Source organism: Halobacteriovorax sp. GFR8, assembly GCF_050955245.1.
Lineage (GTDB): Bacteria > Bdellovibrionota > Bacteriovoracia > Bacteriovoracales > Bacteriovoracaceae > Halobacteriovorax_A.
The window spans coordinates 1,939,042-1,951,623 of the sequence record NZ_JBPBLR010000002.1 but is presented as its reverse complement, the minus strand read 5'-3'; the positions used below and the strand labels follow the sequence as shown (position 1 = coordinate 1,951,623).

The following is a 12,582-nucleotide window of genomic DNA, read 5'->3' as shown; positions in this document are numbered from 1 at the left end:
AAAGATATATTTAAATCTAGGGATGGATAATGAAGAAACTAATATTATTGCTATTTTTAGCAACAAATACTCTTGCAGCATCAGTAAGTGCAAGAGGCCAGTTCACATCAAAAACAGGAGACTCTTTATCTTTTATTAAAGAGCAGCTTTATTCTAATGCAGTTAGAAATGTTCTTGATTCAGAGCTTGAAAAACTAGGTCTAGACACTAAGACATTTTGGCAGAATTATGAAACGCAATTCGAAGAGTACTTTGCTCCGATCAAAGAGACATATGATCGCCAAACTGGTGCTGTGGATGAAGAAGGGAATCCTGTTACTCTAACTGGTAGTGCTCTTGAAAGATATGAAAGAGGATTAAGAAGTAAGAGACTTAAGGCACGTGCTTCTTTTGGTGGATTTAACTCGATCATCTCTTCTTATACAGTAAAGAAAATGTCTAAGTCTCTATCTCGTGCAGATACTCACTACTACAATATTGATGCAAAAGTTGACCGTAAACTTGTTTCTGAGATCTATTATCGCTATATCGGGCAAGGTAAGACAAGGAACTTCACTAAGCTATATCTAAATATCAATTACAAGCTTAAAGACCTTACTTGGGAAGAAGTAGGGGTAAGTTCTAAATCTAAATTTACAGATGTTGTAGAAGACCATTGGATCAAAGAATTAACGGGAAATATTGGTGGTGTCTTTTTAGAAGGAATTGAAATTGTCAATCCGTCGACAAGACAAGAGATCTTTGAGCATTTAAAGAAGCCTCTTTCTACTTTACGCTCAAGCGAAGGTGAAATCTTAGGGAGTCGTCAGGAAGAATTAAGAAATTCACTTATGCTAACTCTTGATATTGTTCTTGAAAAAGAATTTAAAGACGAAAAACAAAAACAAATCAATATTCAAACTTATGGTGGGATTGTCCTAACGGATCTACGTGATGGAACAATTGTAAACTTTAAAGACTTTGAGGCCAAAGGACAGCAGTACTCAACAGTAGACCCACATAAGCAAAGTTCAGATATCGCAAGCTTTGTTTATCAGCTACCAATTTCTGAAATGAAAGGCCTAAAGAGAACAATAAAAGAGAAAGTCTCTGTAAAGAACTCTTTTGATATTGTTCTAAGAAATACTCGCAATATTAATGAAGCTTTTGATTTTGCAGGTATGCTTAAGGAAGAGGGCGTTGTTTACTTCTTTGATCCACAAATTACTTCAACTCTTCAAAATGTTGTAAGTATTAGTATTACATTCTCTGGTGATAAAGATAAGGCCATGGATGTATTAAAGAAGTTTTCTAACACAAAGCTATCAGATCAAGCTTCAATTATAAGAGATGAAAATTTACCATTTGTCTTCAATATTATTCATGCTGGAGAGAATGGAAAAGTTATTAAAGAAGATAAGGAAGCCACTAAGGCCAAGAATCTATGATTAAGTATTTATTGCCAATTTTACTGATTATTACAACGTCGTGTTCTCTTCTAGCACCTCCGCAAAGAAGAGACTATCACGGAAGAAAAGAAAGAACGACTCAGCGTCAACACTTTACAGGTGTTAAGAAGAAAGTTGCACTATTAACTTTCTTCAACGAATCCCCATTTGGAGGGCAAGACCTAGGTGTTGTAGCTACTGAAGAATTACGCCGTGAACTTCAAAAGACAGGACAATTTATCGTTGATCCGATGTCAGCAAGATTATTTGGTTCATCTAAGCAAGTTTATTCGCAAGGTGGCTCTAAGCTGGTTCAAATGACAAGAAAGGCCAAAGGTGAAGGTGTAAACTTTGTCATTTTTGGACGAATTATTGAGGCCCGAGTTAGAGAGAAGTCTGATGAGGTTGGATTCGTTAGAAGTACAAAGAGCTACAGTGAAGCAAAAGTTGAAATTAGAATTTATGATGTAAATTCAAATAAAGAAATCTATACGGATACTCTCGATGGTTATGCTGATGATAATAGCTATCGTTTCTTTAAATCTGATCGAGACTCTCAGTCAAAGTATCGCCAAGATCTTCTTCGTTATGTAACAAAGGTTTCTGTTAGAAAATCAATCCCAAGGATTCTTGATACGGCCCAAAAATTAGAATGGATAGGCCGTGTTGCAAAGATTATTGGAAATAATATCTATATTAATGCTGGAAGAGATTCGGGGCTTAATATCGGTGACGTTTTAAAAGTTGTAACTGAAGGTGTTGATATTTATGATCCTGAGACAGGGGCACTCATTGGTGTTTCTAAAGGGGAGATTAAAGGAACAATTGAGATTGTCGATTTTATCGGTGCAGACGCTTCAATTGGTATCCTACACTCTGGAGGCTCTGTTCACGAAGGTGACTTTGTTAAGCTGTACTAATGATTTATTCTCTTGCACGCAATTTCTTATTCAAACTAGATGCTGAAGATGCTCATGACCTAACGATTGATCTGATGGAAAAGTTTCCAGTTATGTCTGAAATTTTTCCAAGCTATCGTCGTGATAATTTAAAATTAAAAGTTGGAAATAATATTTGGGCAACTCCTATTGGACTTGCTGCTGGTCTTGATAAAAACTGTCGAGGCTATCAATTTCTTTCAAACCTTGGTTTTGGTGCGGTAGAAGTTGGAACAGTTACCCCTAGGCCACAGGCCGGAAATCCGAGGCCAAGACTCTTTCGCTATATTGAAGAAGAGTCGATTCGCAACTGTATGGGTTTTAATAATGAAGGTGGAGAGTTTCTTAAGAATCAGGTTCGCTTGGCCCAACGTTCAATTCCTTTAGGGGTAAATATTGGTAAGAACAAGGATACGCCAGATGAACTTGCTTACGAAGACTACGCATCTCTATATCAAGATTTTAAAGAATTAGCTGATTATATTGTCATTAATGTCTCTTCTCCTAATACCCCAGGACTTCGCTCTCATCAAACTCGTGAATCATTAGAGAAGATTTTTGCAGCTCTTGAGCGCAAAGAAGGTGAGGTCGATCTCTATTTAAAGATATCTCCTGATATCGAAGAAGATGAGATTGATAGTATTATCAAAGTTGCAAGTGATTATAGACTTACAGGGATTATTGCTACTAATACGACTATTATGCAGGAGCGTGGAGCCGGTGGTGTCTCTGGAAAGCTTCTACTTAAAAAGGCCCGTGGAATTCGTAAGGCCTGTCTTGATAAAATGAAAGAGTATCCTAATTTAGAATTCATCGGTGTAGGTGGATTTTCATCCTATGAAGACGTTGTGGAATACTGGCGTGATGGGGGAAGGTGCTTACAAGTATATTCTGCATTTGTTTTTCAAGGTCCAAAGCTTTTACAAGATCTTAATAAGGCCATCTTAAATGATATGGAATTAAAGGGATTTAATTGTGTTGAGCAATTAATTGAGCACTATCATCATTTAAATTCATTGTAAGTTATCAAATTTACATATGAACTAAAACTAAAACTTAATTTTTTCCTAAAATTAACCGAAACGAGTAAAAAGGTTGGTTAAACATTTAAGGAAAGAAATGATTAAAGGCTTAGTTCATACTGTCGTTATTGCATCATTAAGTGCATTTGTATTTTTCACGAGTAGTGATATTGAGAGTACTCTTAAGCAAGAGCTTGGCAGTGGTGCGAACCCTTATAAGCATGTTGATCGCTCACCTGATTTTGTTAAACGATCTATTGCTTCCTTGTCTGATGACGTTACGGCCCGCGCTCTAAAGAAGAGAAGGGTTGAGGACATGCATATGTATAAGTCTTATGAAGAGTCCTTATCTAAACTCAAGGGTTGTATGCGAAATATTTGTCAGGAATACTTCACAAGTGAAGAGGTTTCTGAAAATTATGATAAGTATGGTGATTTTGTAACGGCCAAGATTAATGAAAATATCAATCAACTATATAACTTCACATTAAAAAGAGGCTTTCGCTCTCATTCTATTATCACAACAGCTTTAGACTTTATTGACCTTGGAAATGAAGATTTAAAGAAGAATCTTGTTTTACTATTAAGTACACAAAAGAGTGATCTGAGATCATTAAATGCACTTATTCAATTGTCGCAAGGAGTGTACGGAAAAGATCTTCATTCACTTATTATTTTAGAATTAGAAAAATATGCAGTATCTAAAGAATTTAAAGATAAAGTAAGTGATCAAATTGTAACGGTCTTAGCTTCTAGTCGTAGTAATGAGAACTCTCTTATTACAAAAGAGCTTTATCGCTTTATTAATAAAGATAACCTGCAGAAATTCAATCATCTTCTGACAAAGATTCCAAACGAGAGTCGCGTTTACTCTCAGCTCGCAAATCATATTGAGAAATTTGAATCCACTAATTTATAGGACAACTTTCAATTTTTTTGCAATTGCTATTTCGTTCTCATTTAAACTAAGTTGATAGGCAAGTATCTGTACCCCAACTTCTTTGGCCTTAATTAGTAATCTCTTGTATTCCTTATCGATATCACTAACATTGAAGCTTTTCACATCTTCGCGTGAAATAATATAGAGCATTGTGGCCTCATGACCTTGCTCTTTTAAGGCCATAAGCTCTTCAAGATGCTTTTGTCCACGAGTTGAGACTGCATCCGGAAATTGAGCTTGCTCACCAACTTTTAAAGTAACATTCTTTACTTCAACAAAGTTATACTTAAAGCTTGAGTCTTCAAGTTGTAGATCTTTCTTATCGATCTCTTTATTACTTAAGAGAAAGTCAATTCTACTTTTTCCTATTTTTACTTCACTTTTAAAGTATTCATAATTTTTAAGCTCTTTAAATTTTCCTAATTCAAGGCCCTCTTGAACAATTTTATTTGTCAGCCCAGTATTAACCATAATCCAAGAGTCACCATTAGATATCATTTGAGCAGAAAATTTTAGTTTTCTTTTTGGGTCATCTGAGTGAGTCATGAGAACTTTCCAGTCTGGCTCCCAACAGGTCTTCATACTTCCTGTGTTAGCGAGGTGGGCAGTTAAGGTATCCTTAGACTTATACTCTTTAAAGTTCTTATCCAATTTAAAGTCTAATAAAAAACGTTTATAGCGTTCAATAATTGTTCCTAAAACCAATTCATTTTCTTTAAATTGCATATTTTTCCTTGTGTGCAAGTTGCTAAGCATCTGTAATTATATGTTACAATCAACAATACGATATCATTTTAAGAGGACTTTGTGAAAACCGCTTTAGTTATTTGTGACAATGAAGTTTTAAATTCAATTTATAGTGTAAATCTCAAAACATATACTGAGTTGAATTTAATATTTACGTCATCGCTAGATGAGGCGCTCATTCATATCGAAGACACAGAGGTTCCAATTGATTTACTCGTAACAATGGCATCCATTGGTGAGGAAGATACGGCGCTTTTGGCCTTTCATAATCTTATTGAAAATGATCGTGACATCCCTTCAATTGTCATTGGGGAAGGGGATCTTGTTCCAGATGAAAATTATGTCGTAAAGAATCAATTTGATATTCCGGGAATTTTACAAAATATTTTTGAATGCTTAAAAATAACACCAAGAGAAGTTTTGGCCGTTGTAACTGAAGAGTTATATGAAATGCCAATTCGTCTCTTTTTTCCATTTAATAAAGCCTTTTGTGACACATACTATATGCTTGAAAATGATGGTGTTAAAACTCCGACTAAAATCTATGATACAGACAGTGATGTTTGGCCCAAGGTAAGAGAGTTCTTGGATCAGAATGTTTCCCATCTTCTTATTCCTGCAAGAGAGCGTTTTGCTTTTACGAAAAGAGTTACAGAGTTACTTATTGAAAGTATGGAAAAAGTAACACCAGAGACACCACAACAAGAGTCTCTTGATTTTGTCGAGCAGAGTATTGATGCGATTGCAGAGCAATTATTTGAAGATGAAGGCGTGACTAAAGAAGTCGTCCAGCTATCTCAAATGTGTATGGATACAATGGAAGAAGTTATCGATAGTGTGCCAGACCTTAAATCAATTTTAAAAGATCTAGCTGCTCTTAAATCGGGCTTTCTTTATAGTCACTCAATTATTGCAGGTTATGTTTCTTCTCACATTCTTGAGAATGTTGAGTGGGGTGGCCCTGCTCACAAAGAAAAGCTTAAATTCGTTCTCTACTTTCATGATATGTACCTTGTTCAGGTGTATAAGAAATATCCTGACCTTATGTATGAAGATAAAATTATCTTTGATCCTCAAGTATCTGAAGAGGATAAGGAAATCATTATTAATCACGCTGCTGAGGCCGCGGATGCTATTAGGCGCTATCCTTCCTGTCCACTAGGTGCTGATGTTATTATTATGCAGCATCATGGAACATCAAATGGACTTGGCTTTGCCACAAGTTTCAAAGATGATATCTCGCCACTTGCAAAAGTTCTTATTATTGCTGAAGCATTCACTGAAGAGATTTATCAGCGAATTGAAGATCGTCAGAAAATCAATGTTGAAGATGTAATCACCAAATTACGTGAGCGATTTACTAAGCATACATATAAGAAAATTATTGAAACGCTGGCAACAATTAAAATTTAACTTATATTAATTAGTAAAAGTAGTTTAATCCCGCCATCGCTCTCTGGTAAATACTATCATAGTACTCATAAGCGATCTTTAGGCTTACATTCTTAGTGAAGTGAAACCTTGCCTCAGTATTCCATTCATGGAGCTTATTTAAGTTCGTGTGGTTCCTAAAGACGTACTGATAGCTTCCTTGCCATGATAAGTACTTACCTGAATAAATAAGCCTTAGCTTTGGCCCATAACTTAGAGCATAGTCATAATCTGATTCGTAGATATACGAGTTTTGAGTAGCGATAAGTGCTGCTAATGCAAATGTTTCATTTCCAAGTGTGTAGCCAAGATCAAAGTCGAGATAGGGATTTAGCGTACGACTTTGATATGTAAAGCTTTCAGCAAATCCAAAACCAAATTGCCAGCTAAGCTTCTTTGCAAAGACACTAACGGGCCTTAGGGCCTCAATACGGGCAAGCTTTAGATCAACTAGTCTGAGTCTATCTTCTTGATAACGATTGTAATCAAACTTTAAGTTAACGAGCTCAGTCGTGGACATTGGTAGGTAGCCATCTTGGCGATCGAGTGCATTGTGAAGGGCGCCACGAAATTCGAAGTTTAGGTATTCTCCATGTGTATCAAAGCTAGAACCTAGAGTTATCTGATTTGTGTGGTGGCCCTTATCAGGGGACTTTGGCATAAGAAATTCATAGTTAATATCTTGTGACTTTGATGCAAGCTTTGCACGCTTACTATTGATACGAAACTTCTTTGTTCGATACTCTTTCTTCTCTTTATTTTTTAAGGACTTGGTTGCATCTACATCAGCATTTTTAAAGTCCACATAGAGGTTGTAAGTATCAAGAACAAAGAGCTCCTTTGGATTATCTTTGATATTGCTAATATTTTTTGAGTTCTTTACAAGTACTTTAAAAAGTTCAACTTGCTCAGGAGTCATCTTATTATATCTTGCCTTTAACTTAGTATAAGAAGCAGGCCTAACTTTAATATTCTTTACGATATCATTTTGTTTGAAGAGAGCATAGATCGTATCAACAGGTGGAACAGTAGTATCAATATTGTCGATTAGTTTCCAATCTGTTCTTATGGCATCAACGAAGGCCAAAATATGATAAGAGCAATTCTTCGTGAAGTAGAGGTAATCAAAGTAGGCCCTATTCATTTCAAAAAGGTGGGCCTGAAAATAAATGAGATCTTTCTTATCTAGGTTTAATTCATAATCCCAAAGGTCTCTTGATTCCATATTATTATATTCTTTAACTTTTACATAGTATGGCATCATGGCATACATGCCCTTAAACCCACCAAAGATCCCTTTGTATCCATAGACAAGAGGATTGATAGTATCAACCTTTGCACTAAAGTCGACTCCATAATCTAAGAGATCATTATCTTGGTTTTCCGAAGAGCTTGATCGAACACGAAAGAAAGTGTGGCCAAAAGTTGAAGCTGGCTTCTCGATAAAGTAAGAAGAAAAAATGATTGATACAGATGAGATATCGATTTTTTCAATATAAGCTTGATAAGCAGGACAGTCCTTTAAATTAAGAGACTGATTAATTAACTTATGTTCTTTTAAAAGCATAAATCTTGCAGGGAAAAGACACTTCGGATGATTATTCATATCTTCAATTGCAGCAGATTCAATGCCTGAGATTGATTTCTTTAACTCTTGGAGAGGTGAAGTTTTTCCCTCTTTAGAGAGAAAGTACTCATTCGCTTTCACAAGGGATTCGTAACCGAGCAGTCCTTTTTCATAACGGATAAGCTTTAACCACTTTTGTGACTTTGAAAAAGAGTCTAAGCTAGAGGGGGCCCACGTTGCGTAGGAAGTTTGTCCAAAGACAAAGGCGAGTAGTGTTGCAGTAATAAGTAATTTCATTCTTAATCAACTTTGGCGTATTAAAAATAGCCTACAGCTTTCACTGTAGGCCATCATATTACATCGCTAATATAGATTGGATGTTATTGTGGATTGTTTGAGCGTCAGCATTTTCAGCAAAGATCATATCAAAGTTTTGCTTAAGGCTAGTTTTGTTAGCTGCTGGAGCATCTACTAGTGCAAGGTATGCATCTAGGCTTTCACCTTCACCGCGAGCAATATCACTTGATAGTGCGATCATGTTGTTTTCTACAAATGAAACAGCTGCAACACGTGCAGATTTTGCGTCTTCACAACCAAGAGTACCTGTTGACATTGCAAATGTCTGGTTACCAAAGATACCGTTTGTTGTTGCTGCTAATACGTTAAGAGCTAGTCCTGACTTTCCTTCGAAAATTACTGCACCAAGACCACAACCAGCTGGCCCGTGAGCTGCCATTGCAGAAGAAGTAACAACTGTAAAAAGAGCTGCGCATAATAGTTTTTTCATCAATAGACTCCTTAATATTGAGATATTTGTAAAACAATACAAAGAGTTTAGTTTACTCAGGACGAATGTAAATTAAAGTTTACTCGTTTTTAATTGTGTAAAAGTTCTCCATTTTTAAGAAATCTTTAATTTACAGAATCGTCCTTTGTAGAGCATTAAGCGGGTCTTTAAAGTTACCTTGATTATAAACTTCCTTAATTTCTCGGAAGATATTTAATAAGTTTTTTTTGCCACCAGTACTCGTACATAACTTTAAAATATAGTTATTTGCTAGGATGAATGCACATGAATGGGCCGTTAGCTTATTTGTACTTAGCTTATTAGGAAAGCCATCTCCCTTTGGTTTTTCGTGGTGTTGGGCCACGACAAAGTCTGCTTCAGGATAGCCTGTGAAATGTTGTGCAATTTCGGCGGCCTTAAGAGGGTGGATGCGATAATTTTCCTGCTCACTTTCCTTAAACATTTTAAGCTGCGGATCTTCAAGAGACTGTATCGAAGCAAGGTCTTCGTTATCAAGCATTGAATCATAGAGAAGTGAAGCAAGTCCAAGTTTCTTCTTAGAAGTTTCAGAGGCCCAGCCTAGCGCCTGGAGAATAAAGTGAGATAAATAAAGAGTCATAATTGATTGTGTTGCAACATCAAATGGCCCTTTTGGAAATAATGAAAGAACATTACGATACTTCTTATTTTCAAGAATAATATCGCGACTGCAAAGAATTACTTCATCACATAACTTGATGACATTCTCAGATACACCAACTGTTTTTACATATTGGTGAATAAGAAGAACCGCCTTAATTTGGTTCTCAATAACTTCTGAGTCTTGTAGTTTCTTTCTACTTTCAAATGTTTTTAGTAGGTTCTCGATTCCTTCTTCTAGAAATTTTAAATAATCGTTCTTCTTTAAATAGAGAACCTTGATATTCTTTCTTGCGTAAGAGTGGATTGTTGAATGAGAGTACTTCTTATTAGCTGATATGATCTTCGTATACTTCGTTTGTGTTAGCTCTAGGTAGACATCATAGGCGATGGTATCAAATAAGTAGAAGCCACGAATTTTCATTGGTAGCAAGTCTTCTTCTTCGAATTCTTCGATGCTTGAGCCAAAGTCTTCACTCTTGACCCAAGCTAAGGCCTTATTTACTGCGGCCATAAAATCTTCTTCTTCAATAGGGCGTAAAAGGGCCGAGCTTGATTCACTTCGTGCATACAGAGCATCAGGAATTCTTTGTTTGATCATTGCTTCCATACCAATAAAGATAAATGGCCTTTGACCGGTAATAGAAAGTATCTTTCCTGCTAGTTGAGAAGGGTCTTCGTTTTTAAGAGAAACTTCTATAATGATCATGGCAAATGGACCTTCAAAACTTAATAGGTCAATTGCATCATCACCACTAATTGCGCAATGAAGTTGGATATTTGGAAAACAATTAGAGAATGAATCTCTAATATATCCCCATTCATCTTTTTCATCACAAATATATAATGCTTTCAAAAACGTACTCCTTTAATCAACTAAATAATCAATTCTTCAAAATATATTCTCTACATCGGTAAGTTATTGAAATAATAAAATTTAGTTAGTAAAAAAAATAAGCAAACAATTGGTAATTATACAAGAATTCGACTTTTTAAGATGGATAAATTTGTTTAAACTATTTTAAAGGGGTTAGCATGACAGAAAAGACAGTCGCTCTTGTAAAAGAGATGATAAAATTTGGCTTAATTAAAATTTCTCCACAAAATCCATTTAAATACGCTTCTGGTAAAACAGGGCCTATTTATTGCGACAACCGTCTTATGTCTTCAGACCCAAAAATGTGGAAGCTTGCTATTGGATTAATGAGTGAGCAGATTGACGAGAATCAACTTTCTTATGACTTTATCACAGGTGTTGCAACTGCTGGGATATCTCACGCAGCAGCATTAGCATATCATCGTGGTGAGCCAATGAATTACGTTCGCTCAAAGCCAAAGGCCCATGGCACTGGTAAAGTAGTGGAAGGAAAAGTTGGCGAAAATAGTAAACTACTTTTAGTGGAAGACCTCGTTAATCAAGGCTCAAGTATTGAAAAAGTCATTAAGCTTATTCGCGAGCAGGGCCATGTGGTAGACTCTGTGCTGTGTTTGGTCGACTACCAAACTCCCAATGCCAAAAGAGTTGCCAAAGAGTTAGGAATTGAGATTTTTTCTTTAATAAATCTGAATCAATTAGCCGATATTTGTTTGTCGCAAAAATTGATCGAAGAAAGAGGTCACGCCCTTCTTATGAAATGGCAGCAAGACCCAGATAATTGGGAGAATTAATGCAACGCTGTGCATTTTAGACGCAAGACGTGTCGACAGATTTAGCAAAAAAAGATATGTATCTACTTAATTTAATTCGTATTTTTTAACGTATTTAAGTTATATCCAACTTAAATTTTGGAGGAATAAAATGGCCGATAGTGCAAAAATTGAAATCAATGGTCAAACTATTGAAGTTCCTGTGATCAAAGGAACTGAAAACGAAGTCGCTTTAGACATCTCAAAGCTAAGAGCACAAACTGGTGCAATTACTTTAGATATTGGTTTTGTTAACACAGGATCATGTACGTCAAAGATTACTTTCTTAGACGGAGAAAAGGGTATTCTAAGATACCGTGGTTACCCAATTGAACAACTTGCTGAATCTTCAAACTTTGCTGAAGTTTCATACCTTCTTTACAATGGAAAACTTCCAACTGTTAAAGAACTAGATGCGTTCAATAAAGAAATTTCTGCTTATAGTAAGCTGCCAGGTGGTGTTGAAAAAATCATCGACCAATTCCCTGGTTCTGCTCACCCTATGGGTGTTCTAGCTGCTGCGATCTCATCTCTAAGTGGTTTCTACCCAGAGTTCCTAGATCCAGAAGCAACAGAAGAAATCAAGAATAAAGCAATTGTTCAATTGATGGGACAAGTAAAAGTAATGATGGCGCAATTCTATCGCAAGACGATGGGAAAAAGCCCACTTACTTCAAATGCTAAACTTGACTACTCTGCGGATTTTCTAAATCTAATGTTTGATGGTGAAGTAGATCAAGACGTTGCAGACGCCCTTGATACTCTTCTTATTCTTCACGCAGACCACGAGCAAAACTGTTCAGCTTCAACTGTAAGAGTTGTAGGTTCTTCACACGCTAACGTATTTGCTTCTATTGCAGCTGGTGTAACAGCTCTTTGGGGACAATTACATGGTGGTGCAAACCAAGCAGTTCTTGAAATGCTTGAAGAAATTAAGAAAGATGGTGGTGATTACCAAAAATTCATCGAGAAAGCGAAAGACAAGGAAGATCCATTCCGTCTTATGGGATTTGGTCACCGTGTTTATAAGAATTTTGACCCACGTGCAAAGATCATCAAGAAAGCATGTGACACAATTCTTACTAAGCTTAAAATCGAAGATCCACTTCTTGATATCGCCAAAGGCCTTGAAGAAGTTGCTCTTAAAGATGAGTACTTCGTTAAGCGTAACCTATATCCAAACGTAGACTTCTACTCTGGTATTATCTACAAAGCACTTGGAATCCCAACTAATATGTTTACAGCAATGTTCGTATTAGGACGTCTTCCAGGTTGGCTATCTCAGTGGAAAGAGCTAAGAGAAGATGGAGCACGTATCTCACGTCCTCGCCAAGTTTATATTGGTGAAAACGAAAGAGATTACGTAGCACCTGAAAAAAGATAGTATAATCTTTTAAA

The 12,582-nt window shown here is 36.2% G+C and carries 11 protein-coding genes; 7 read left to right on the top strand and 4 right to left on the bottom strand.

Annotated elements, in window-relative coordinates; all coding sequences use genetic code 11:
• Positions 1-29 precede the first annotated feature (29 nt).
• The 4 genes from ACRXC1_RS09750 (at position 30) to ACRXC1_RS09735 (ending at position 4,306) form a co-directional block, all read left to right on the top strand.
• Entirely contained in the window at positions 30-1,427 is a 1,398-nt protein-coding gene (locus tag ACRXC1_RS09750; protein WP_433658376.1) for a hypothetical protein, read from the top strand.
• The gene (locus ACRXC1_RS09745; protein ID WP_433658374.1) at positions 1,424-2,347 is read left to right on the top strand and encodes a hypothetical protein; all 924 of its coding nucleotides are present in this window, start codon (positions 1,424-1,426) and stop codon (positions 2,345-2,347) included. Before ACRXC1_RS09750 ends, ACRXC1_RS09745 begins: the two co-directional genes overlap by 4 nt.
• Positions 2,347-3,387, top strand: coding sequence for a quinone-dependent dihydroorotate dehydrogenase (locus tag ACRXC1_RS09740; protein WP_433658372.1), 1,041 nt, complete (start codon positions 2,347-2,349; stop codon positions 3,385-3,387). The genes ACRXC1_RS09745 and ACRXC1_RS09740 overlap by 1 nt, the downstream gene beginning before the upstream one ends.
• A gap of 97 nt (positions 3,388-3,484) precedes the next feature.
• On the top strand, positions 3,485-4,306 hold the full coding sequence (locus ACRXC1_RS09735; protein ID WP_433658370.1) for a hypothetical protein: 822 nt from the start codon (positions 3,485-3,487) through the stop codon (positions 4,304-4,306).
• Here ACRXC1_RS09735 and sfsA read toward each other — a convergent pair.
• The gene (gene sfsA / locus ACRXC1_RS09730) at positions 4,301-5,053 is read right to left on the bottom strand and encodes a DNA/RNA nuclease SfsA (protein WP_433658368.1); all 753 of its coding nucleotides are present in this window, start codon (positions 5,051-5,053) and stop codon (positions 4,301-4,303) included. The two genes, ACRXC1_RS09735 and sfsA, sit on opposite strands and share 6 nt — an antisense overlap.
• 81 nt (positions 5,054-5,134) lie before the next feature.
• Between sfsA and ACRXC1_RS09725 the strand changes: the two genes are divergently transcribed.
• Positions 5,135-6,487: a hypothetical protein gene (locus ACRXC1_RS09725; RefSeq protein WP_433658366.1), complete on the top strand. Its 1,353-nt coding sequence runs from the start codon at positions 5,135-5,137 to the stop codon at positions 6,485-6,487.
• Positions 6,488-6,497: 10 nt separating this feature from the next.
• Here the strand turns inward: ACRXC1_RS09725 and ACRXC1_RS09720 are convergent, their stop codons facing one another.
• From ACRXC1_RS09720 to ACRXC1_RS09710, 3 genes are all read right to left on the bottom strand, one after another.
• Positions 6,498-8,369, bottom strand: a complete 1,872-nt coding sequence (locus ACRXC1_RS09720; protein ID WP_433658364.1) for an Lnb N-terminal periplasmic domain-containing protein — start codon at positions 8,367-8,369, stop codon at positions 6,498-6,500.
• A gap of 58 nt (positions 8,370-8,427) precedes the next feature.
• Positions 8,428-8,859, bottom strand: a complete 432-nt coding sequence (locus ACRXC1_RS09715; RefSeq protein WP_433658362.1) for a DUF3015 family protein — start codon at positions 8,857-8,859, stop codon at positions 8,428-8,430.
• A 130-nt stretch (positions 8,860-8,989) separates the two neighbouring features.
• On the bottom strand, positions 8,990-10,354 hold the full coding sequence (locus ACRXC1_RS09710) for a hypothetical protein (protein WP_433658360.1): 1,365 nt from the start codon (positions 10,352-10,354) through the stop codon (positions 8,990-8,992).
• Between the two features lie 179 nt (positions 10,355-10,533).
• On the opposite strand from ACRXC1_RS09710, the gene pyrE reads away from it, so the two are divergent.
• Positions 10,534-11,166, top strand: coding sequence for an orotate phosphoribosyltransferase (gene pyrE / locus ACRXC1_RS09705; protein ID WP_433658358.1), 633 nt, complete (start codon positions 10,534-10,536; stop codon positions 11,164-11,166).
• A gap of 130 nt (positions 11,167-11,296) precedes the next feature.
• Positions 11,297-12,568 carry a citrate synthase gene (locus ACRXC1_RS09700; RefSeq protein ID WP_392909533.1) on the top strand — a complete coding sequence of 424 codons (1,272 nt, stop codon included), beginning with the start codon at positions 11,297-11,299 and terminating at the stop codon, positions 12,566-12,568.
• Positions 12,569-12,582: the final 14 nt, after the last annotated feature.

What these genes read in the sequence shown, in the direction of transcription:
- ACRXC1_RS09750 (WP_433658376.1), top strand. Translation starts at nt 30, where the DNA reads ATGAAGAAACTAATATTATTGCTATTTTTAGCAACAAATACTCTTGCA.
- sfsA (WP_433658368.1), bottom strand. Translation starts at nt 5,053, where the DNA reads ATGCAATTTAAAGAAAATGAATTGGTTTTAGGAACAATTATTGAACGC.
- ACRXC1_RS09740 (WP_433658372.1), top strand. Translation starts at nt 2,347, where the DNA reads ATGATTTATTCTCTTGCACGCAATTTCTTATTCAAACTAGATGCTGAA.
- pyrE (WP_433658358.1), top strand. Translation starts at nt 10,534, where the DNA reads ATGACAGAAAAGACAGTCGCTCTTGTAAAAGAGATGATAAAATTTGGC.
- ACRXC1_RS09745 (WP_433658374.1), top strand. Translation starts at nt 1,424, where the DNA reads ATGATTAAGTATTTATTGCCAATTTTACTGATTATTACAACGTCGTGT.
- ACRXC1_RS09735 (WP_433658370.1), top strand. Translation starts at nt 3,485, where the DNA reads ATGATTAAAGGCTTAGTTCATACTGTCGTTATTGCATCATTAAGTGCA.
- ACRXC1_RS09720 (WP_433658364.1), bottom strand. Translation starts at nt 8,369, where the DNA reads ATGAAATTACTTATTACTGCAACACTACTCGCCTTTGTCTTTGGACAA.
- ACRXC1_RS09700 (WP_392909533.1), top strand. Translation starts at nt 11,297, where the DNA reads ATGGCCGATAGTGCAAAAATTGAAATCAATGGTCAAACTATTGAAGTT.
- ACRXC1_RS09715 (WP_433658362.1), bottom strand. Translation starts at nt 8,859, where the DNA reads ATGAAAAAACTATTATGCGCAGCTCTTTTTACAGTTGTTACTTCTTCT.